Here is a 22,734-nt window from a genome sequence, read left to right on the forward strand (position 1 = left end):
GGCCACCGCCGCGCGACAGGTCACGGCGCGGAGACCCGGACGGAGAACCCGTCGACCGCCCCGTGGAACCGGTGCCACCGTGATCAAGGAGTGGCTCGCATGCCCAGCAGCAAGACGGAGACGCACCCGAAACGCACCGGCTCGTGCTCGATGGAGGCTTCGCCTCCGGGCCCGGCCGACGCAGACCCCCTGCGAGGAGGTGCGGTCTGATGTGCGGTCTCAGCGGAGAGATCCGCTTCGACGGCGGGCGGCCCGACCTGGCCGCCGTCGAGCGCATGACCGACCGACTCGCACCCCGGGGCCCGGACGGCAGGGGCCTGTGGTCGCAGAACGCCGTCGCCCTGGGGCACCGCAGGCTGAAGATCATCGACCTGTCCGAGTGCGGGGCCCAGCCGATGACGGACCCTGCGGGCCGGATCGCCGGTGTCTTCAACGGCTGCGTCTACAACTACAAGGAGTTGCGTGAGGAACTGCGCGGCCTCGGCCACCGCTTCTTCTCCGGCTCCGACACCGAGGTGGTGCTCAAGGCCTACCAGCAGTGGGGCACCTCCTGCGTCGACCACTTCTACGGCATGTTCGCCTTCGTCATCGCCGAACAGGACACCGGGCGCCTGGTGCTGGCCCGTGACCGGCTGGGCATCAAGCCGCTGTACCTGGCCCGGGCGCCGGGGCGGCTGCGGTTCGCCTCCTCGCTGCCCGCGCTCCTGGCGGGCGGCGGCGTCGACACCTCGCTCGACCCGGTCGCGCTGCACCAGTACCTGAGCTGGCACGCCACGGTCGCCGCGCCGCACACCGTGCTCGCGGGCGTGCGCAAGCTCCCCGCGGCGACCGTGCGGGTGGTGGAGCCGGACGGAAGCCACCGCGACATCCGCTACTGGCAGCCGTCGTACACCCGCAGGCCCGAGGACGCGGGGATGGACGCGGACGACTGGCGGGACGCGGTGCTCGACGCGCTGCGCACCGCCGTCCGCCGGCGCATGGTCGCCGACGTGCCCGTGGGCGTCCTCCTGTCGGGCGGCCTCGACTCCAGCCTGATCGTGGCGCTGCTGGCCGACGAGGGACAGCGCGATCTCGCGACGTTCAGCGTGGGCTTCGAGTCCGAGGGCGGCGAGGAGGGCGACGAGTTCCCCTACTCGGACCTGGTCGCCCGGCGTTTCGGTACCGACCACCACCAGCTGATGGTGCCCTCGGACCGGGTGTCGACGGCCCTGGACGCCGCGATCGAGGCGATGAGCGAGCCGATGGTCAGCCATGACGTGGTGGCCTTCCACCTGCTCGCGGAACAGGTCGCGAAGGAGGTCAAGGTCGTGCAGAGCGGCCAGGGCGCCGACGAGGTCTTCGCCGGCTACCACTGGTACCCGGACATCGCCGCCGCTCCGAGGGAGCGTGCGGCCGAGGCGTACGCCGAGACGTACTTCGACCGGTCGCACGCCGACCTCACCGGCATGCTGCAGCCGCACGCGCTGCCCGACCACGACGTGTCCGACCGCTTCGTCCAGGAGCACATGGCGCGCCCGGGCGCCGAGACCGCGCTCGACGCGGCGCTGCGGCTCGACGCCGAGGTGATGCTCGTCGACGACCCGGTCAAGCGCGTCGACAACATGACCATGGACTGGGGCCTGGAGGCCCGCGTCCCGTTCCTCGACCACGAGCTCGTCGAGCTGGCCGCCGTCTGCCCACCGAAGCTGAAGCTCGCCGACGGCGGCAAGGGGGTCCTCAAGGCCGCCGGCCGCAGGGTCCTGCCCGCCGAGGTCGTCGACCGGCCCAAGGGGTACTTCCCGGTCCCCGCCGTCAAGCACATGGCGGGCCCCGTGCTGGGGCGGGTCCGTGAGGCCCTGTCCGCGCCCGAGGCCAGGTCACGCGGCATCTTCCGGGACGCCTATGTGGCCAGGCTGCTGGCAGCCCCGGACGAACACCGCGCCAGGCGTGGGGCGAACGAGCTGTGGCAGGTAGCTTTGCTGGAGATATGGCTGCAAACGCACGGAATCAGGTGACCGGGGCGCACCCCTTCACGGGCTCCCCCCGCCCCTCCCCCGTCGGCGAGGACCTCGTCGACGGGATGCCGTGGCGCCCGGAGGAGCACGGTCCCGCCGCAACGGCGGTGGGAGGGCCGGAGAACGGCCACGCCCGCACGGCCGTGCCGACACCGTCGGCCGCCACGGCTCCGGTGCCGGTCCCGCTGCCCGACACCGCCGCCCCGCTGGACACGCCCCAGCCTTTGCGGTCGCACGGCTGCTGGTACCCGTCGGTGGACCCGAGCGGCAGGTACGTCGCGTTCATCTGCGACCGGAGCGGGGTCCCCCAGCTGTGGACCGGGCCGGTCGGCGGCGACGAGGTCCATCTGCTGGACTCCGATCCCCACCCGGTCAAGGAGGTGGCCTGGTCGCCCGACGGCCGCTGGATCGCCTACACCACCGCCCCGGGAGGGGGCGAGCACACCAGGGTGCTGTGCGTTCGGCCCGACGGGACCGGGCGGCGCATCCTCGCCGGTGCCGAACCGGGCAGCTCCGCGTACCTGGGCTGCTGGCAGCACGACGGCACGGCCGTCGCGGTCACCGTCGCCGAGCCGGTCATCACCCCGGGCGGGGCCGACGGGGAGGAGTGGGCCGCTCCCATGGGGCCCGGCCTCGCCGACCCGGACACCTACACCGCCCCCCGGCCGGCGGGCTGGGCCACCCGCGACGGCCGGGCCGTGCTGCTGGGCGGCCCGCACCACGGCGACGCCGGCCCCGGGGCCGGCCGGGACACGGAGCGCCCCGAGGCCCAGGGCGCGGGGACGCCCGGCGAGCGGGAGCAGGACGGCGAGACGGCCCGGGAGAGGACGTCGGGCGGGGGGCTGGCCGCCTATCTGGTCGACCCCCTGGGCGTGGCGGCGCCCACGCTGGTGGCGGTGGAACGCGGCGCGGCGACCCTGCGCGTGTGCGACATCAGCAGGGACGGGCGGCTGGCGCTCCTGCGCCGGGGGCCGCGCGGCCGTCGCGAGGCCCTCGTCGTACGGACCAGTGACCTACGGACCGCGTTCGCCCTGCACGTCGCCGACGGCGACCCGTGGATCGGCCGGTTCTCCCCGGACGGTAAGACGCTGTGGCTGCGCAGCGACGCGGCCCGCGAGTTCGCCGCGCTGTTCGCCGTCCGCCTCGACGCCGAGGGCGCGTCGCTGGGGCAGACCGTCGCCGCCGAGCGCGCGGACTGCGGACTGGAGCTGCTCGCGCTCGGACACGACGGGTACACCGCCGCCCTCGCCTGGAACATGCGCGGCGCCACCGAGCTGGAGGTCACCTCCGTGTCGCCGACGGCCGCCGGGGAGGCCCGGGTGGGGCCCTCGCGGACGGTGTCGCTGCCGCACGAGGTGGTGACGCGCATCCCGCGGGTCGACGGCCGTGCGGGACTGGTGCTGGCCCTGTCCGGCTCGCAGCGCCGCCCCGGGGTGTGGTGGTTCCCCGACGGCACCGCGCGACGGACCGCGTGGTCGTCCAGGGACGAGGACGCGGTCCCGCCGGGCCGGCCGCCCGTGCGTCCCGTACCGCTGCGGCCCGTCGCGTGGGACGGACTGCCGCTGAGCGGCTGGTACTACCGGGCTCCCGACCGCGGTGCCGGGGAGCCGGCGCCCTGTGTGATCCATCTGCACGGCGGACCGGAGGAGCAGGAGCGGCCGGTGTTCAACCCGCTCTACCACGAGCTGCTGGGCCGGGGGCTCGATGTGTTCGCGCCGGACGTGCGCGGCTCGTCGGGGCACGGCCGGTCCTTCGTCGACGCCGACCTCGGGACGGGCCGGTTCGACGCGATCGAGGACGTCGCCGCCTGCGCGGCCCACGTCGTCGTCGCCGGTCTCGCCGATCCACGGCGGCTGGCCGTCATGGGACGCTCCTACGGCGGCTATCTGGTGATGGCGTCCCTCGTGTGGCACCCGGACCTCTTCCGCACCGGCGTCGCCGCCTGCGGCATGTCCGACTTCGCGACCTTCTACGCCGGTACCGAGCCGTGGATCGCCGAGTCGGCCGCACACAAGTACGGCCATCCGGAGCACGACCGCGAACTGCTGCACGCGCTCTCCCCGATGACCCGCGTGGACGCCCTGCGCGTCCCCGTGCTCACGGTCCACGGCGAGCACGACACCAATGTGCCGCTCGGCGAGTCCGAGCAGTTCGTCCGCGCGGCCCGGGAACGCGGGCTGCGCGCCGAACTGCTCCTACTGCGCGACGAGGGCCACGACTTCCTGCGCGCGGACAGCCGCAGGCTCTTCCGCCGAACCGCCGCCGACTGGCTCCAGCGCCATATCGCCGAGTAGGCCGTGAGCCAAGAAGGCCGCGAGCCGAGTAGGCCGCGGAACGACCCGCCGTCACGCGCCTCAGGTGATCAGCGCCCGTGTGGTCCGCATCCCTCGTGTTGAGACACCCCCCTCGCTCAGACGCGCCTCGTGTTCAGACACCCCTCGTCCGTCTTCAGGCACCGTTCCTTTGGACTGAGCATGAGTGCACATGCGCAGCCGCACGCCCCGAACGGTCTTGGGCGTACTGGTGGTCCCCGGCGTACTCGACCCCTGGGCGGCGACACGCATCGCGTGCGTGGTCCGAGCCAGGGAGGCCAGTTCCCTCACGACCTGGCCAAGTGGGTACGGACAAAGGGCGACGGAGAGGCCCCAAACCTTCTCTCCGGAGGAGAGGGGGCTCCGCACGCTGGCTCCGTTCCCGGCGTCCCAGATCGCCCGAGCACGTCAACCCGATCAGCCCACGACACCGCAAGCCAGCGACCTGACCATCACACGATCGAGCTAACTCGACCTCGTACGGACTCCCCGGCGAGCAGTTACCACCCCTCGCGATCCGCGCGTCAGGGCTGGCGGCGCCGGCGACGGGCCAGGTGGGCCGGACGGCGGCCGTGAACGCGACCGCGCCGGCGGTGTGGCCGGACGGGAAGGACGACGACGCGGGACGGTCGTCGACCTCGCGTGCGGGAACCACTCCTTCGGCGGCCGGCGCCGGTCGAGCAGCTGCTTGCCGACCGCGTTGGACCCCACCTGCGCCACCGTCAGCGCCGCCAGGCCCGCCGCCGCGCGCCGACCGCGCCCACCACCCCACCAGGCCATCACCACGGCCGCCGCGCACCACAGCTTGGCGCTCTCGACGGTCTCCTCCACCGCCCGGAGCGGCTTGCCCACGCGGACGGGGTCCCAGGCCGCCAGCCGCCTGGCGAGCCACCGATCCCCCGCACGAAGCCCGGCCGACACCCTCAGGCTCCCGTTGTGCGTCGCGCGCCCCACGGCCGCGACAGGCCACGTGCGGCGCGGTGGCGGAGCGGTCGGCTCCGGCGCGGGGCGCGGGCCGACGCGTGCGCCCCTTCAGACCTCCGGCGGGTCCGCCGGGGACAGCCGCTCGTCCGGGACGATGTGCATCGCCGCCTCCTCGGCGCCCGCCGCTCCGCCGTCGATGCCCTCGTCCTCGGCGACCAGCTCTTTGGTGGTGTCCGTCCGGGCACCCTCGTCGGGTGCGACGAGGCGGCCGGCGCGGTCCGATCCGGCCTCCGGGTCGAGGGGTTCGCCCTCGCCGTCCGGGAGGTCGCCGATGCCGTCCCCTGCCGGGACCTCCACGTCGGGCACCTCCTGCCGCAGTCTGTCGTCGAGGGACTCGCCCTCGTGCTGCTCGGCGGCCGTGGTGCCGCTCTTGGTGACGCCCAGCGGCCTCTCCGGCGGCGAATAGCCCTCGTCCAGCATGTCGTCGTACGTGCGTTCGTCGAGCGCGTCCTGGAGGTCCAGCGGGGCTGCGTCCTCCTGCTCCTCGTTGCCGCCGGTGGGCTGGTAGGCGTCGTCCGCCATGTTCTCGTCGCTCATGATCCCTCCGGGGTGTTCGGCCGGTTCGTGTCTCCATGCGGAGTACCGAGTTCCCCGGGGTGTAACACCTCTGTGCCGCGACCGCCCGCACGTCGGTGTCGCGACCGTTCCTCGTCACGACGGCCCGCGGCACGCGCTTCGGCCATCCGTGCGGTGCTCCCGCTCCCCGCGTTACCGGCGCACCCGGGCGGGCACTCGGGTCGGCATGAATCCGAGTCCTCGCGCCCCGCTGGTCGACAGTTCGCTCGCGGCCCTGGTCAAGGGGTACACCTGGCTGCCCGACCGTCGGCGCCGTACCGCCGGTCCCCTGGTCCGCGCCCGTCTGACGGGACGGCACACCGTCGCCCTGTGGGGGCCGGAGGCCGTGCGGTTCTTCTACGACGAGCGGCACGTGGAACGGGCGACGGCACTGCCCGGCCCGGTGCTGAGCACCCTGTTCGGCCATGGGGCCGTGCACACCCTGGACGGTCCGGCCCATCGCGTGCGCAAGGAGATGTTCCTCTCGCTGCTCACCGGCCCCAAGGCGGTCACCGACCTGGTCGACCGGGTCGCCGACGCCTGGGACGCGGCCGTGGAGTCATGGCCCGGCCGGCGCTCGGTCGTGCTGTTCGACGAGGCGAGCCGGGTGCTCGCGCTGGGGGTCTGCCGGTGGGCCGGGATCCCCCTGGACGAGCCCGCCGCCGCGGACACGGCCCGGGACATGGTCGCCATGGTCGACGGCTTCGCCACACCGGGGCCCCGGCACTGGCGGGCGCGCCGGGCCCGCGGCCGCAGCGAGGCCTGGCTGGAGCGTCTCGTGCAGGACGTCCGGGAGGGTGCCGCCACCGCGCCGGCCGGATCGCCGCTGGACGCGGTGGTCCGGCACCGGGACGCCGACGGCCTGCCCCTCGACCCGCACACCGCCGCGGTGGAACTCCTCAACATCGTCCGCCCCACCGTCGCGGTGTGCTGGTTCGTCACCTACGCCGGTCACGCGCTGCGGCTGCGGCCCGACGTCCGGGAACGCCTGGCCGAGGACGACCCCGAGTACGCCGTGGCGTTCGCCCACGAGCTGCGGCGCTTCTACCCGTTCGCGCCCTTCGTCGGCGGGCTGGCCGTCACCGACCTGGAGTGGCGGGGCGAACCGATCCCGGCCGGCAGCATGGTCCTGCTCGACCTGTACGGGCAGAACCACGACCCCGACCTGTGGGACCTCCCGTACACCTTCGAACCGCAGCGCTTCGTGGAGCGGCCGCCCCGGCGCGACGACCTGGTGCCGCAGGGCGGCGGCGACCGCGCCGCCGGTCACCGCTGCCCCGGTGAGGACGTCACCGTCGCACTGCTGCGGGCCCTCGGGCCACGGCTGGCCCGGCTGGAGTACCAGGTGCCCGCCCAGGACCTGCGGATCCCGCTGACCCGGGTGCCGGCACGCGTGCGCAGCGGGTTCGTCATGGAGTCCGTCCGGGTACCGACGCGGGTGCACGCGTCGCGATAGGGCGCGTGCACCCGCGCCCCCGCGCCCCTGTCACGGCCTCGTCGCGGCCCGGGCGCCGCGCGGAACCCGCCGCGCTGGAACCGCCGCATCGGAACCGCCGCGTGGGTGCGGGCCGATGCGCCCCGCACCCACGTCTCTCCCGGTCGGCTTGGTCGGCTTGGTCGGCTTGGTCGGCTTGGTCGGCTTGGTGGGCCTGGTGGGCCTGGTGGGCCTGGTGGGCCTGGTCGGACCCAGTCAGTCCCGATCAGTCCCGGTCAAGCGGCCATCTCACGGCTGATCCGGCGTCCCGCCGCGGCCGCGCCCGCGCCCAGCACCGCCACGACCGCCGTCCTGCGCAGCGCCGTGCGCCGTCGGCCGCCCCACCCGCCGTGCACCGCTCCCTCACCGGGAGCGGGCACGTGCAGCGTTCCGTGGGTGGCAGGGGCCGCCTCGTCGTGGGACAGATGGGTCCTGTCGGTCTGCCGAGCCATCACCCGCTCCGCCAGGGCCGGGTTCTTCCGCGCCCTGCGCACCAGAGCCCGCCCGGCCGGACCGACCACCACTTCCCGGTGCGGGTGACGGACCAGGTCGACGACGGCCCCGGCGACCCGCTCGGGACTGTAGACGGGTGGCATGGCGACCACCTTGCGCCCGGTGTAGTTGGCCGACTGCTCGAAGTGAGGGGTGTCGATGGTCGCGGGCATCACCGTGCACACCCGTACGCCCTTCACCCCTTCCACCCGCAGCTGCTGCCGCAGACTCGACCCGAAGCCCTGGATCGCGTGTTTGGACATGCTGTACGGGTGGCTGTAGGGCTGGGCGACCGCTCCCACGATCGAGGAGATGTTGACCAGCGTGCCCCGCCCCTGCGCCCGCATCACCGGCAGAGCCGCGCGCGCCCCGTGGACATAGCCCATCACGTTGACGTCCAGGACCCGGCGGAAGTCCTCCAGCGGTACGTCCTCGAACCGGCCGAAGGCGTTGACGGCCGCGTTGTTGACCCATACGTCGATCCGGCCGAACTCCTCCACCGCGCGCCGCGCCAGATCCTCGACCGCCTGGACGTCCGTCATGTCGGTCGGTACGACCAGCGTCCGCGCCCCCCGGTGCGCGTCGCACTCCCGGGCGGTCGCCTCCAGCGCCTCCTCGCGGCGGGCGGCCAACACCACGGCGCACCCCTTGCGCGCGAAGGCCTCGGCCGTGGCCCGGCCGATCCCGCTGGACGCTCCCGTCACCACCACCACGTGTTCCCGCAGTCGCATCGCGTACCTCCTCGGCTCCGACGTCCCGGACGCGCCGCGTCCGGCTCCGGGCCCCGAGTACCCGAAACCGCCGATTCACCTCGTGGCGGCGGAGTACGGCCCTCCGGTAGGCACCCCGCCGCGGGGATGGCGCCGGAGCGGCCGTGCGGTGACGATGCTGCCTCGCACCACGCATCCCGCACCGGGTCGAAGGGGGCTCCTCCGATGGGTTCGCACGCGGCACCGAAACGTCGTGGACGCGCGGTGTGGCCCTCCGTGGGTCTGATGCTGCTGGTGGCGCTCGTCGGCGTTCCCCGTGCCGAGGGAGCGCCGGTGTCGGCCGACGCCTGCCGTGTCGCCGGCACCGCACTGCCCCGTGGCGACTGCGGGCCGTTCTGGCAGGTCCTCGCGGAGGACTTCGACGGGGACCGGGTGCCGCTGGGCGGGTTCAGCGACTGCGCGCACCGGGTCGACACCTCCGCCGCCCACTGCGGGGGCCTCACCGGCGCGTACCGCGACAACTGGTGGGCGTATCCCACGGGTTGGCGCGACACGGCCAACGACCGGGGCCGGGACGTCGTGGGTGTCCACCACCCGGAGGACACCGTGAGCGTGGGCCCTGCGGAGAACGGCGACGGCCGGATGTTCATCCGGATGTGGCGGCCCGCCCACGGGGGTCCCGTGCACGCTGCGGCGGTGGTACCCCGTGCGGTCATGCAGATGAAGTACGGCAAGTACAGCGCCCGTATCAAGGTGACGAAGCTCGCCCCCGGATACAAGTCGGCCTGGCTGCACTACGGCGGGGGCTGCGAGATGGATCATCCCGAGGGCGAGTGGACCGGCGACCTCACCGCCTTCCACCATCCGTGCGGCGGGGGCGAGCAGGGCTACTTCCCGGGCAGCGACGACTGGACGGCCTGGCACACCGTGTCGACGGAGTGGACGCCGGGTCATGTGGGGTTCTTCGTGGACGGTCGGCCGGTGGGCCACGACACCCGGGACGTGCCGGACCGGCCGCTGTCGTGGGTGCTGCAGAACGAGAGCGCCCTGGAGGGGCCGGGCGCGGCCCCGGGCAGCAGCGCCCAGCTGGACATCACCTGGGTCGCGGCCTACGCGTACGGATGGAAGTGACCGCCCCGGCGATGGAAGTGACCGTCCCGGCGGGCGGGGCTTGCCCGGGTCGCGCGCGCGGCGCACGCTGGTCGTATGGCTGCGCACGAAGGCCCGGGCCCCACACTCATCACCTCCGTGCAGCGGGCCTTCCGCCTGCTGGAGGCGGTGAGCGCCCACGAGAACGGCGCGCCCGCGAAACAGCTGGCGCGGGAGACCGGGCTGCCCCTGGCGACCGCCTACCACCTGCTGCGGACCCTGGTCCACGACGGCTATCTGCGGAAACTGGCCGACGGCGGTTTCGTCCTGGGCGACAAGGTGACGGCCCTGCACTCCACCGGCAGGGGGCAGGCCCTGCTCAGCCGGGTCCGGCCGACGCTCGCCGCGCTGCGGGACGAGCTCACCACCGCCGCGTACCTCACCTTCTACGAGGACGGTGAGATCCGGGTCGCCGAGATCGTGGACAGCGCGCGGGCGCCCCGGGTGGACCTCTGGGTGGGGTTCGAGGACGCCGGGCACGCGACCGCGCTGGGCAAGTCGGTGCTGCGCGAGCTGGACGAGGAGTCCCGCAGGGACTACCTGTCCCGGCACCACCTGGCGGACCTCACCCCGCGCACCATCACCGACGCCCCGGAACTGCTCCGCCGACTGGACTCCTCCCCCATCGCGCCGGCCGTCACGGACCTGGAGGAGTACGCCCTCGGTACGGTCTGTGTCGCGGTGCCCGTGTACAGCGGGGACACGCTCGGCTCGCTCGGGGTCTCGCTGCGGGCGGACCGGCTCTCGCGGCTCGACGAGGTCCGGGCCCGGCTGCTGCCGACCGCGAGCCGGGTGACCAGGGGCCTGTCGCTCACTATCTGAAAATCGTCTCCTTGTGGCGCCCGCACCAATCCCTTTTCCTGGATCAAACGGACAATTCCGGAGTGCATGCTCCACGCACAGGTGAGGACTGCGGGCGAAACATGAGGCACACCCGAGAGCTCGGCGGCGACCACGGGCCGATCCGGCCGTCCCGGAGACGAGCGGCCGCCCCCGGGGCGGCGGCTCGTCTCCGGGTCCGGGTCGCCGCCCAGTTCGCCTCCGGTGCGCCCGTACTGCCCGTCGTGCCCGTGCTGCTCGTGTCCGTCATCGTGGTCGTCGGTCTGTTCGGCGGGGCCGGGCACACCTGGCTGCCGCTGCTCGCGACCGGGCCGGCGCTGGCCGCCACCACCAGCGGGCCGGGCGGCGTCCTCTGTGTCGGGCTGCTCGCCGGGGTGCTGGGCACGCTGCTCGGCGTCCGGGACGGCGCACCGGGGCACGAGCTGGCCGCGGTGCTGTCCGCGCTGGCGGCCGTCACCCTGGCGAGCGGGCTGGCCGGTGCGCTGCGCGGGCGCCGTGAGCGGGTCCTCGCGGCCGTCCGTTCGGTCGCCGAGGCCGCCCAGCACGCGCTGCTGCAGCCGGTGCCGGCGGTCGTCGGCCCGTTCCAGGTGGCCGTCCGGTACAGCGCTGCCGCCGCCGAGGCCCGTATCGGCGGGGATCTGTACGCGCTCGTGCCCACCCCCTACGGGGTGCGGCTGATCGTGGGCGATGTGCGCGGCAAGGGGCTGCCGGCGGTGGGGATCGCCGCCCTGGTGCTCGGCGTGTTCCGCGAGGCGGCGTACGAGGAGCCGGACCTGCTCGCCGTGGTCGACCGGATCGAGCGGAGCCTGGCCCGGAACCTGCGCTGCGACGACTTCGTCACCGCCGTGGTCGCCGGACACCCCGAGCCGGATCGGCTGGAGCTGGTCAACTGCGGACACGCGCCGCCACTGCTGGTGCGCGGCGCCGACGTGGTGCCCGTGGAGCCGGCCTTTCCGGCGCCGCCCCTCGGACTGCGTGCCCTCACGGGCGAGACCCCCGCGCTGCAGACACTGCCCTTCGCCGACGGTGACCAACTGCTGCTCTACACCGACGGGGTCACGGAGGCCCGGGACCGCGACCGCGAGTTCTATCCGCTCACCGAGCGACTGGCCCACCATCTCTCCGAGAAGCCGGTCTCCGAGGAGCCGGCCCACACCCTCACGACCCTGCACGACGAACTGCTGGAACACGTGGGCGGCCGCCTGCACGACGACGCGGCCCTCCTCCTGCTCCGCAAACCGCCGACACCGACCCCGGCGCCCGCACTGGAGGCCGGCGGCCGGTGACGACTGCGGGGGATTCCTCGTCACCGCGGTACCCGTGAGAAGTCGTACACCGGGAAGTCTCCGACCGGGGGGATAGCCGACGCGCGGGTAGCACGCGTTGCTCGTGGCGTTGCCGAGGTGGTGAACAGCAGGAACCGCCGCGCGCCCGCAGCCGACGCGGCGCGGCTCGACGGTCACGGCACCCGCGTATCCGTGACCGCGCAGGTGGGCCGGGGTGGAGACGGTCGTCGCCCGCACCTGGCCGACGATCACCGGGGTCAACCCGGCCAGGGAGACGGGGTTGCCGTCCGGGGTCTCCCACAAGGCGACGCGTCCGTGGGCGAGGCGGGCGGGCGGCGGCGGCCGCGGAGGACGCCTCACCGACGGCGGCGGCGAACTCGTGGTACCACCGGACGAGTCGCTCGCGGTCCCGCGGGCCGGCCACCCGGCCCCGGCCCGGTGGGAGCGGCCGTGGTGGGGTGAGCGTACCGAGGCGGGTACAGGCGCTGCCGCGCGCACGGTGTGGGCACCGCCCCGGTGCGCCGGTGCCAGGCGCGGGCGAAGGCGGAGGCCGTGTAGAGGTCAGCGCTGACGCCGGGCAGGCGATGGCCGAGGCCGGCCAGACGGGCGGCGAGGGCGTCGGCCGGTTCGGGCATGAGGGGTGTGAGGTTCAGGCGGTGGGGTGGGGTGCGGAAGAAGGTGGCGCGGACCTCGCCCGCCCGCTCCAGCCGACCGAGGACGGGGGCCTCGGCGCCGTACGCGTACGCCCCGGACGTAGTGCGGTGTCTCGGTGACCGTCAGCTGCACGGTGTGCGGGGCGGGGCGCGAGCGCAGGAAGTCCCCGGCGCGGGCGAGGAAGTCGTCGACGTCGTCGGTGAGGTGCCAGGAGCCGTCCCCGACACCGGCACAGTCGTCGGCGGCGCGGCGCCGACCGCCCGGGGGTGTCATTCGTTGTGCGTCGTGGTCCGGTACGCCTGGTGGCGCACATCGGGGTCCGCGTGGCGGCGCAGCAGTCGCAGCAGGGAGCGTCCCTCCTCGGTCCAGCCGAAGGACAGACCCATGCCACTCACCAGGCCGGCCGCCAGCAGGCCGGTCGCGGTGCGGCCGTCGCGGGCGAGGCCGTCGGCGGCGGTCAGCAGGGCATCGGCGCACCGGGGAGCGCGATGTGCCGAGGCCAGGCGCAGCCGTTCGGAGGTCTGGATCGCGACACTCACCCCGACGTCCTCGAACTCCGCCGCGAGGTCCCGCAGTCGTTCGAGGAGTTCGGTCGGCTCCGTGGCGAAGCCGACCAACAGGCCCCGCAGTTCGGCGCGTTCCGGCGCGAGCCGTGGTTCACCCGTCAGTTGCCCGGCGACCGCCTCCAGCAACTCGGTGCGGACATCCGCGGCGTAGGAGAACGACGTCAGGTGCCGCAGCCGCTGCAGCGCCGGCACGTCCCGGCTCTCCAGCGCGTCGCAGCCGCCCTCCGGAGTGTGCGTCGCCGCCAGCAGCTCGGCCACCGCGCTGTGGAACACGCTGCCGGGCGCGGCACCGCCCACGGGGTGCGGTAGTTCGGAGACGGCCAGATCACGCAGCGTCCACGCGGCGAAGCCCCAGTGCGTCCGGTCGTCGAGGTCGCTGACCGTCCGGGAGATGCGGTGGGCGAGTTCGGGCGAGTAACGGCACCACACCCCCATGGCACGCAGCACGACGTGGCCGCCGAAGCCTTCCGCGAGCGCGAGGGACGTGTCGTACGCCGAGAGGACGACGGCGGCGTACGCGCGGCGGTGCGTCTCGGCCAACTCCCAGGGTGTGACGGCCAGCAGGGCCTCGTGCACGGGGCCGGTGTCGTCACGTGCCGCCTCCTCGATCAGGGCCCGGGCCTCCGGCTCGCCGAGCAGCGGGGGCAGGGCGCGGACGACGGCGGCCCGCACGTCCGGGTGCCGGTCGGGGGCGTGGAAGGCGCGCGCCAGCAGGGGGGCCGCGCTCCGAGGTGGCAGGAAGCGGGCGGCGAGCCGTACGGCCTCCTTGCGGGAGGTGACCTTCGCGGGCCGCTCCCCGGTGAGCAACGGGCCCAACGCCTGGGCGAGTCGGGACGGGGCGGTGAAGCGGGCGGCGCGGTCCGCCGCGTACACGGCGACCCTGGCCCGGTCGCCGTCGGCCCGGTCCAGCAGCGTCGGCAGGGCGTCGTGGGGCCGGTCGGTTCGGGGCAGGGCGCCGAGCGCTGCCTCGGCGACGACCACGTCCGGGTCGTCCGCGTGCGCGAGCGCCAGGGCACGCCCGAACTCGGGCACCGGGGCGGCGGCCCGGATCAGGGCGGCCCGGTCGTCGAGCGGGAGCGTACGGTCCGCGACCGCCTCCCCGGCCAGCCGGACCGCCGCCCGCTGCTGGCGTGGCAGCCAGCGGTCGCTGCCGCCGAGGTCCGGCAGCGGGCGGCGGGCGCCGTCCGTCAGGAAGCGGCCGTGGGGCGGGGTGTCGGCCAGCAGGGCGTCCAGCAGGTCCGTGCGCCGCCGGGACAGCACGTCTCGTACGGGAGGGAGGGCGACCGCCGACGGTTCGCGGGCGACGATGCGGGCGGCCCGGTCGTCGCGGGTCGCCGGTGCGGCCAGCCACAGCCGGGCGGCCGCCTCGAACGTCTCGTCGTCACCGTGTTCCACGGCCGTGGCCAGCCGGTCCTGGAGTTCGGGCAGCCGCCGGGCGCGCGGTCCCAGCGCGGCGGCCAGCCCCAGCAGCAGCCGGAAGTCGGCCCGCCCGGCCCCGGCGTCGAGCCAGGGCCGCAGGGCACCGAGGAGCTCGTGCTCCTGGCCCCTGCGCAACTCCCGGTGCAGTTCCCCGAAGTCGGGCACCCCGACCCGCTCCGTGATCCGCGCCAACACCCGCAGGGCCCACTCCCCCAGCCCGACTTCACCGCCCCCGTCCGTTCTGCCACCCCTGGGCGCCCCTTCACCCGTGGCGCCCCCGGCACCGGTCCCGTCGCCCCTGGGCGCCCCGGCGTCCGTCTCGCCCTCATCCCCGGTGGCGTGTTCGACGAGCAGGCGTACGGCCAGCGTGCGTAGGGCTTTCAGGGTGGCGGACGACGCGTCCCGTGCCTCCAGGGCGTCGGTGGCGATCGCGTCGAGGAGTGGGGCGTCGGCCGGGGCGAAGACGCGCGGGTGCGCTTCGGCGAGCGCGCCGAGCGCCGCGGCGCGGACGGGGTGCCGCTCGTTGCGCAGCCGCCGTCCCGCCGTCGTCAGCAGTTCGGTGATCGCCGCACGGCCGCCGTCCCGGACGGCGCAGGCCACGAACAGCGGCCAGGCGGCGGCCCGGTCGTCGGCGTCGGACCGCCCGATCGCGGCCAGCAGTGCGGGGCGTGCCTCGTCGAGCGGGCCGTGGGCGAGGATGTCCAGGTCGTCCCACCAGTAGTCCGTGCCGTCGAAGGCGGCCGCCGCGCGGCGCACCTCAGCCCAGCGGCGCTCGCGCGGCAGCAGTTCGAGGACGGCCTCGGCGGCGTCCCCACCGACGGCGTCCACGAACGCGGCACGTCGGCCGGGGGCCATGGCTCCGACCAGGGCGGCGAAGTGGGGGCCGCGCTTCAGCCAGTGACGGCCCAGCGCGATGAGCGAGGCGGGCGCGGCCTGGACGAGCTCGCGCAGCGCCGCGGGAGGCGGCACCCGCTCCTGGCGCCGGCCCTCACTGCCGGGGGAGGTGAGCCAACGGATGAGGCGTTCGACATCGGCGGTGGCCAGGGGGGCGAGTCCGCGGCTCAGCGCGGGCGGCAGGCCGCCGGGGCCGTACCGCTCCAGCAGGGTCAGCACCCGCTCGGGACGCAGGGGCGCGAGCGCCGCGACCGTGGTGGCGTGCAGCCGCCACCAGTCGTCCCGCTGCTCTCCGCCCGCCCGGTCGGCCAGGGTCCGTTCGGCGTGGTCGAGCACCGGGTCGGGATGCCGGGACGCGAGCCGGGTCCAGCCGTCGACGGCATGGGCGAGTCCGGGCAACTCCCGTGCCACGAACGGGGTGGAGCAGGCCGGCAGCAGCCGCGCGGCCTCGGCGTCGCCCCAGTCGGCGCGCAGCCGCGCCACCAATCGCTCGGCGAGCGCGGTGCGGCCCCCGGCGACGAGCAGACGGGCCAGCCGCTGCCGCAGCACGGCCGGTGCGTCGTCGTAGGCGGCCTCCACCGCCCGGTCCGGTACGGGCAGGTCGCGTGCGGCGCGGCGCGCGTACCCGGCGACCACCGGGTCCGGGTCGGCCAGCCGCTCCGCGAGGAACTCCACGTCCCGTACGGCGTGGGCCGCCAGCGCCGCGAGCCGCCGTTCGTAGGGCCCGCGTCCGTCGAGGTCGGTCAGGAGCGGGGCGAGCGTCCCCTCGTCCGCGAGCCGGCGGGCGGTCCGTGCCGTCAGGGTGAGGCGTGCGGGGAACGGCAACGGTGCGAGGGCGGACAGCAGTTGCTCCGCGGTGGTCGGCATGCGCCGATTGTGCCCGGCGGGATCCACCCTCGCGATCGATTAAGCGCGGCCGGTACGGGCCCGCCCGCGGCTGCGGGTGACGGGCACGCGGCCTCGACACCACCTCGCGGCCCTTGCCGTCGGCTACCGGCGGCTCCGTATCAGCAGGTGGAGGAAGTACGGCGTGCCGATCACCGCGGTCATCAGCCCGGCGCCCAGCTGGGCCGGGGCGATCACCGTACGGCCGAGGAGGTCCGCCGTGCAGACGAGTATGGCCCCGAGGAGGACGGCGACCGGCACCACCCGTACGTGCCGCCGGCCCACCAGGGCCCGCGCCGCGTGCGGTGCGACGAGACCCACGAAACCGATGGTGCCGGCGGAGGCGACGGCGGTCGCGCTGAGCAGGACGGCCACCACCAGGAACCCGAGTCTGGCCCGGGACAGGGACAGGCCCAGCAGGCGGGGGGTGTGTTCGTCCAGGGAGACGAGGTCCAGTTCGGTGCGGCGGGCGACCGCGGCGACGAGCCCCACGGCCAGCACGCACGCGACGGGCAGCACGTCCGGCAGGGTCCGGCCGTACGTCGAACCGGACAGCCAGGTCAGCGCCTTGGTGGCGTTGAAGGGGTCGGTGAGCACGATGAGGAGGCTGATGAGTGCCGTGGCGGCGGCTGCCACTCCGATGCCGACGAGGACCAGCCGGTTCTGCTGGTAGCCGCCCCGGGCGGCGAGTCCGAAGACGACCACCGAGGCGAGGGCGGCGCCCGCGAACGCGGCACCCGCTATGCCCCAGCCGCCGACGACGGGGACGGTGGTGACGAGCAGGACGGCGCCGAGCGCGGCGCCGCCGGAGACGCCCAGGATCGCCGGTTCCGCGAGGGGGTTGCGGGTCACGGCCTGGACCAGCGTTCCGGCCAGGGCGAGGGCCGCGCCCGCGCAGAGGGCCGCGAGAACGCGGGGCACCCGGGTGTCGAGCACGAAGGACACGGTCCGGCCGGCTCGTCCCTGTGCCCAGTTCGCGACGTCGCCGAGCAGGAGTTTGCTGTCGCCCAGCAGGACCCCGGCGATGGTGACGCCCACGGTCACGACGACGAGGACGGCCAGCGTGACCAGGAACGCCGTACGGCTGGGGATGCGGAGGCGGTCCGGCGCCTCGGCTCCGGAGGTGTCCCGCAGCCGGAGCGCCATCACCACCAGGAACACGGCGCCGACCAGGCTGGTGACGACGCCGGTGGGCACGGCGACCGCCGTGTCGGCGGGGACGAGGGCGCGCAGCGCGACGTCCGACCCGAGCACCAGCCCGGCCCCGACCAGACCGGCCGCGGGCAGGGCGCCCCGGGTCCGGACGAAGCCACGGAAGCGGCGGGCGAGGGGGCGTACCAGTGCCGGTGCGCACAGGCCTACGAAGCCGATGGGTCCGGCGAGGGTGACGGCCGCCGCGGACAACAGGGTGGCGAGGACGACGACCGTCACCCGGGTCGCACGGACGGGGACGCCGAGGCCGCGCGCGGTGTCGTCGCCGAGGGCGAGTGCGTCGACCCGACGGGCGGTCAGCAGCAGACCGCCGAGCCCGATCGCGGCGACGGGGAGCATCTGCAGGACACCGTCGAAGCCGTTCTGGCCGATGCTGCCCTGGTTCCACTGGTAGAGGCCCTCGGTCTGCTGAGGGAACAACAGCAGCAGGCCCTCGGTGAGGGAGTTCAGGCCCAGCATCAGGGCGGTGCCGGCCAGCACGAGCCGTACGGTGCCCGTGCCGAGGCCGGAGAGGGAGAGCACGACGGCAGCCGCGAGCAGTCCGCCGGCGAAGGCGACGCCGGAGGAGGCGAGCAGGGGCAGCGAGACACCGGTGACACCGACGATGCCGAGCGCCAGGTAGGCACCGGCGTTCACGGCGAGGGTGTCGGGAGAGGCGAGCACGTTGCGGCTGACGGCCTGGAGCACGGCGCCCGCCACCCCGAGCAGGACGCCGACGAGGATGCCGGCGGTCATCCGGGGCAGCCGGGAGGCGATCACGACGGACGCGTCACCGGGGTCGGCCCGCCCGGTCAGGGCCTTGAGCACCTCGGAGTGCCCGACGGCGGCGGTGCCCTGGGTCAGGTCCACGACGGCGAGGGCGGCGACCAGGAGGACGAGCGCGGCCGTCACCGCGGCCGCGCCCGTCCGGGTCGCCGCTGTGGACGGACGGGTGGCGGGGGAAGTCGCGGTGACGGCCATGGCTCCGTGCTTCTGCTTCGGTCGCTTCTACTGCGTCTGTGCTACTGCGTTTCCGCTACTGCGTCTCTGCTACTTCGTCAGCGCCTTGACGAGGGCGTCGACGTACGCCTCCATCGACCCGGGACCGCCGAACATCCAGATGCCGTCGGGCAGTCGGTGCACATCGCCGGACTTCACGAACGCGAGGGACTTCCAGACGGCGTTCTTCGCCAGCTCGTTGGTGAAGGGGTTGCTGGTCTCGTCCTCGTCGTTGCCTATGTAGGCGAACTGGACGTCCTTCGGCAGGCCGGTCAGGCCCTCGACGTCGGTGGTGCCGAGGCCGTAGTCGGCGTCGCCCTTCACCTTCCAGGCGTTCTTCAGACCGAGCCGCTCGTTGACGGCGCCGATCAGCGAACCGCTGGTGTAGGGGCGCAGGGAGACCTGGTTGGAGGCGACGTAGCCGTCGGCGAAGGCGATGTCGGTACCGTCGAGCCCAGCGTCGGCGAGGGCCTTCTTGCCCTCGGCGACCTTGGCCTCGAAGCTCTTCCGGGCGCTCTCGGCCTGGTCGGTGGTCCCGGTCGCCTTGGCGAGGAGGTCGAGGTTGTCCAGCATCTGCCCGATCTGGTCCGAGGCGTCCGCGGACTGGATCCCCAGCACCGGGGCGATCTCGCGCAGTTGCTTGACGGCGGCGGGCGGAAGGTCGGAGGAGGCCACGATCAGGTCGGGCTTGAGGGAGGCGATGGTGTCCATGCTCGGCTCGCCGCGGGTGCCGATGTCCTTCGGCTCGTTCTTCAGCGGGACGGCCTGGTCCCAGGTCCTGTAGCCCTTGACGTCCGCGACGCCGACGGGGTCCACGCCGAGGGTCAGGAGGAACTCGACCTCGTTCCACTCGGTGGCGACGACCTTGGTGGCCGGGCCGTCGAGTTCGACCTTCTTGCCGGTGGAGTCGGTGAGGGTGATGGCCTCGGAGGCCTTCTCGGTGCTGTCGGCGGCGGGCTCGGTGGTACCGCAGGCGGCGAGAGTGAGTGCCGCGACGACGGTGGCCGCGGGGAGCAGGAGACGTCTCATGAGGTGGAGCGGAGCCTTTCGCTTCGGGTGGAGCGGGTGTGGTGACGACCGATCGGGCGGGTGCGCAGTCGGCCGGTGAGGGGGTCGGTGTCGACATCGATGCGGATGCCGTAGACGGCGGTCAGGCGTTCCGGTGTCAGGACGTCCTCGGGGCGGCCCTCGGCGACGATCCGGCCCGCTTCGAGCAGCGTGATCCGGTCGGCGACGGCCGCCGCCTGGTCGAGGTCGTGCAGGACGACGCCGACGGCGATGCCGTGGTCGTCCGCCAGGTCGCGGACGAGGTCGAGGAGTTCGACCTGGTAGCGCAGGTCGAGGTAGGTGGTCGGCTCGTCCAGCAGGAGCACGCCGGTCTCCTGGGCGAGACAACTGGCGAGCCACACCCGCTGCAACTGCCCGCCGGACAGGTGGTCGGCGCCTCGTTCGGCGAGACCCGAGACACCGGTCAGCGCGAGTGCCCGGTCGACGGCGGCCGTCGCGTCGGGGTCCCTGCGGCCGAAGCGGCCCCGGTACGGGTAGCGGCCGAACTCGACGACGTCCCGCACGGTCAGTCCGCTGGGCGTGGGCCGGCCCTGGGTCAGCAGGGCGACGTGCCGCGCGAACTCACGGGAGGTCAGGGCGAGTCCGTCGGTGTCGGCGTCGATCCGGAGCGCGGCGTGGCGCGGCCGCTGCAACCGGGCGACGGTCCGCAGCAGCGTCGACTTGCCGCTGCCGTTGGGGCCGACCAGTGCGGTCACCTCGCCGGGCCGGAGCGCGATGGCGACGTCGTGCACGACGTCGACGCCGTCGTACGCCACGGTCACGCCCGTGGCCGACAGTGCGTGCCCGCGTAGCCTCGGGGTGTCGGCTGCTTCCTCACCAGATCTCACAAGTGAAGGTTAGCCTAACCTAAATATTGGCCGACAAGGGGTCCCCCATCGGCCGGATTCAGCCGGTCGGCCAGGACTGCGGATCCCACACGCCCGACCGGCGCAGGGACTGCGGGCAGTGCAGGTAGATCTCGTCGATCTCCAGGACAAGCGCCAGCTCGGGCCGCCGGTCGTCGAGCGTCATCGCGTCGAAGAACGGGGCGTCGGTGAGGATCCGCGCCCGGCCGTTGATCCGCAGGACCTCCTTGGAGCCCGGGATCAGATACAGCAGGCCGGCGTGCGGGTTGTCGAGGATGTTGTGGAAGCTGTCGCCGCGCCGGTTCCCGGGCCGGTCGGGCAGGGCTATCACTCCGGGGTCGACGACATGGGTGAAGCCCGGCGCGTCCCCGCGCGGGGAGACGTCGCAGCCGCCCCGGGCGTCGGAGGTGGCCAGCAGGCAGAACGGGGAGCGGGCCAGGATGCCCCGGTCCTGGTCGGTGAGCCGGTCGTGGACCTTCTCGATCACCACCGGCCAGGGCTCGCCCAGCAGTTCGCGCAACGCCTCGCGCGACCCCAGCTCGACCCACCCCTCCTCGCGCCGCCCGGCTCCGGTCGCGACGTCCGGCCCGTCTCCGCTGCCGGTCTCGATCGCGCTCGGCAAGGCCGACCCCCAAGGTGTGTACACACGGCGACAGTTGCGCCTCGCACACTAGCCGAGTTAGGTCAGCCTTACCTCACGAGGGCGGGGGCGGTCGCCCCGCCACCAGAAGACGGCCACCCCGCACCAGGAGATGGCCGACAGCCCTTGACCGAGGGGCGCGCCCGCCCCCGCACGGCGACGGGCGGCCGGCACCCCCTCAGAAGCGCACCGGCAGTTCCAGCAGGCCGCGGGCCCGCATGGACGGCCGCCAACGCACCTGGTCCGGCGCGATGTCGAGGGCCAGGTCGGGGAACCGGTCGAGGAGCGCGGCGAGAGCGATCTCGGTCTCCATCCGGGCCAGCGGCGCGCCGAGACAGTAGTGGATGCCATGGCCGAGGGCGAGATGCCCGGTGGCGTCGCGACCGATGTCGAGCCGGTCGGGCTCGGTGAAGCGATGCGGGTCCCGGTGCGCGGCCGCCAGGGACAACAGGACGGTCTCACCGGCCGGAACGACCACCCCGCCGATGGTGACGTCCTCGACGGGGAAGCGCCGGATGGCCAGGGGCACGGGACCGTCGTAGCGAGCCAACTCCTCGATCGCGCCGCCCAGTCGGCCGGGGTCGGCACGCAGGGCGCCCAGCTGCTCGGGGTGGCCGAGCAGGGCCAGGGTGGAGTTGCCGATGAGGTGGACGGTGTTCTCGTACCCCGCGAACAGGATCAGGAAGGCGAGGGACATGAGCTCGTCCTCGCTCAGCCGGTCCTCGTCGTCGCGTACGGCGATCAGGGCGGAGAGCAGGTCGTCCGAGGGCTCGGCGCGCTTGCCGGCGATGAGCAGGGTGAAGAAGCCCAGCATGTCGCGGACGGCTTCCTTCGCGCTTTCCGGTCGTGCCGGGTCCGGGGCGATCAGGGTGTCGGTCCAGGACCTGAAGTCGTGCCGATCGTGCGGGGCCACGCCGAGCAGGTCGCAGATCACCGTGATCGGCAGGGGTGCGGCGTAGGAGGCGATGAGGTCGGCGCGCCCGTACGGTTCGACGGCGTCGAGCAGCGCGTCGGCGGTCCGCCTGATGGGGTCGCACAGGCGGGCGACACGGCGCGGGGTGAACGCCTGGGACACCAGGCGCCGGATGCGGGTGTGGTCCGGCGGATCCATGTTCAGCAGGTTCGCGTCCAGCGCCGGCGGCAGCGCCAGCCCGTGGTAGCCACCGGGGGTCGCGTTGCGCTTGTCGAGGGAGAGCCGGGGGTCGGCGAGGGCCTGGCGTACGTCGTCGTACCGCGTGACCAACCAGGCCGGAAGCCCGTCCGTCCCGGCGATCCGGTGCACCGGCCCGGCCTCCCTGAGTCGCGCGTACACCGCATAGGGGTCCGAGACGAGCTCGACGGGATCGACGAGGGGCGGCGGCTCGGGCGTTGTGGTCGACATGGGTCTCCACCCTAGTCAAGATCGCCCCTCGGTACGGCGCTCCGGCCGAGGCTGCGAGGTCGGCCCCGGGTCGGGCCGAGTCGCTCGAACCTGCCGGGCGGGGCGTGTGTTCGGCAGGCCAAACAGCAGTCCGTGCGACCTCACCAATATCTTCCGCACCACTTGACGCCCCCCTTCTGACTGCGTAGACATGACAGCGCGGTCAGGACGAGGACGACGGCTGACAACGAATCGGAGTCCGCACGCCGCAGGACCGGGGCCGGTAACGCACACGTGCCCGAACTCCGGTCGCCCCGACCGACGCCGCGACGACGATCCGGTCCGGCCGAACAGCGCGCCGCCCCCGGACCCGCCAGACGCGCGTGCCCTCACCCTCGCCGACACCGACACCGACAC

The 22,734-nt window shown here is 74.1% G+C and carries 14 protein-coding genes; 6 read left to right on the forward strand and 8 right to left on the reverse strand.

Going from position 1 to position 22,734, the window contains the following annotated elements:
- Positions 1–209: 209 nt before the first annotated feature.
- Together P1P70_RS00405 and P1P70_RS00410 are read left to right on the forward strand one after the other, a co-directional pair.
- On the forward strand, positions 210–1,994 hold the full coding sequence (locus P1P70_RS00405) for an N-acetylglutaminylglutamine amidotransferase (RefSeq protein ID WP_319233535.1): 1,785 nt from the start codon (positions 210–212) through the stop codon (positions 1,992–1,994).
- Positions 1,967–4,288, forward strand: a complete 2,322-nt coding sequence (locus P1P70_RS00410) for a S9 family peptidase (protein WP_319233537.1) — start codon at positions 1,967–1,969, stop codon at positions 4,286–4,288. Before P1P70_RS00405 ends, P1P70_RS00410 begins: the two co-directional genes overlap by 28 nt.
- Before the next feature lie 1,050 nt (positions 4,289–5,338).
- Here the strand turns inward: P1P70_RS00410 and P1P70_RS00415 are convergent.
- Positions 5,339–5,827 carry a DUF5709 domain-containing protein gene (locus P1P70_RS00415; RefSeq protein ID WP_319233539.1) on the reverse strand — a complete coding sequence of 163 codons (489 nt, stop codon included), beginning with the start codon at positions 5,825–5,827 and terminating at the stop codon, positions 5,339–5,341.
- 205 nt (positions 5,828–6,032) lie between these two features.
- Between P1P70_RS00415 and P1P70_RS00420 the strand changes: the two genes are divergently transcribed.
- Entirely contained in the window at positions 6,033–7,301 is a 1,269-nt protein-coding gene (locus P1P70_RS00420) for a cytochrome P450 (RefSeq protein ID WP_319233541.1), read from the forward strand.
- Positions 7,302–7,555: 254 nt separating this feature from the next.
- On the opposite strand, the gene P1P70_RS00425 is transcribed toward P1P70_RS00420, so the two are convergent.
- Positions 7,556–8,542, reverse strand: a complete 987-nt coding sequence (locus P1P70_RS00425; protein ID WP_319233542.1) for an SDR family oxidoreductase — start codon at positions 8,540–8,542, stop codon at positions 7,556–7,558.
- A 243-nt stretch (positions 8,543–8,785) separates the two neighbouring features.
- Between P1P70_RS00425 and P1P70_RS00430 the strand changes: the two genes are divergently transcribed.
- From P1P70_RS00430 to P1P70_RS00440, 3 genes are all read left to right on the forward strand, one after another.
- Positions 8,786–9,652, forward strand: coding sequence for a glycoside hydrolase family 16 protein (locus P1P70_RS00430; protein ID WP_319233544.1), 867 nt, complete (start codon positions 8,786–8,788; stop codon positions 9,650–9,652).
- A 75-nt stretch (positions 9,653–9,727) separates the two neighbouring features.
- Positions 9,728–10,492: an IclR family transcriptional regulator gene (locus P1P70_RS00435; RefSeq protein ID WP_319233546.1), complete on the forward strand. Its 765-nt coding sequence runs from the start codon at positions 9,728–9,730 to the stop codon at positions 10,490–10,492.
- Positions 10,493–10,593: 101 nt separating this feature from the next.
- On the forward strand, positions 10,594–11,796 hold the full coding sequence (locus tag P1P70_RS00440; RefSeq protein WP_319233548.1) for a PP2C family protein-serine/threonine phosphatase: 1,203 nt from the start codon (positions 10,594–10,596) through the stop codon (positions 11,794–11,796).
- Between the two features lie 923 nt (positions 11,797–12,719).
- On the opposite strand, the gene P1P70_RS00445 is transcribed toward P1P70_RS00440, so the two are convergent.
- The 6 genes from P1P70_RS00445 to P1P70_RS00470 form a co-directional block, all read right to left on the reverse strand.
- A complete protein-coding gene (locus P1P70_RS00445) occupies positions 12,720–16,196 on the reverse strand; it encodes a hypothetical protein (RefSeq protein WP_319233550.1) in 3,477 nt (1,158 codons plus the stop codon).
- 123 nt (positions 16,197–16,319) lie between these two features.
- Positions 16,320–18,386: an iron ABC transporter permease gene (locus P1P70_RS00450; protein ID WP_319233551.1), complete on the reverse strand. Its 2,067-nt coding sequence runs from the start codon at positions 18,384–18,386 to the stop codon at positions 16,320–16,322.
- 69 nt (positions 18,387–18,455) lie between these two features.
- A complete protein-coding gene (locus tag P1P70_RS00455; RefSeq protein WP_319233552.1) occupies positions 18,456–19,433 on the reverse strand; it encodes an iron-siderophore ABC transporter substrate-binding protein in 978 nt (325 codons plus the stop codon).
- Positions 19,430–20,299: an ABC transporter ATP-binding protein gene (locus P1P70_RS00460; protein WP_319233553.1), complete on the reverse strand. Its 870-nt coding sequence runs from the start codon at positions 20,297–20,299 to the stop codon at positions 19,430–19,432. The genes P1P70_RS00455 and P1P70_RS00460 overlap by 4 nt, the downstream gene beginning before the upstream one ends.
- A 58-nt stretch (positions 20,300–20,357) precedes the next feature.
- Positions 20,358–20,927 carry an MSMEG_1061 family FMN-dependent PPOX-type flavoprotein gene (locus tag P1P70_RS00465; protein ID WP_319233573.1) on the reverse strand — a complete coding sequence of 190 codons (570 nt, stop codon included), beginning with the start codon at positions 20,925–20,927 and terminating at the stop codon, positions 20,358–20,360.
- Positions 20,928–21,135: 208 nt separating this feature from the next.
- The gene (locus P1P70_RS00470) at positions 21,136–22,338 is read right to left on the reverse strand and encodes a cytochrome P450 (RefSeq protein WP_319233554.1); all 1,203 of its coding nucleotides are present in this window, start codon (positions 22,336–22,338) and stop codon (positions 21,136–21,138) included.
- Positions 22,339–22,734 lie beyond the last annotated feature (396 nt).

The sequence above is a fragment of the Streptomyces sp. MB09-02B genome (assembly GCF_033794485.1).
Classification (GTDB): Bacteria; Actinomycetota; Actinomycetes; order Streptomycetales; family Streptomycetaceae; genus Streptomyces.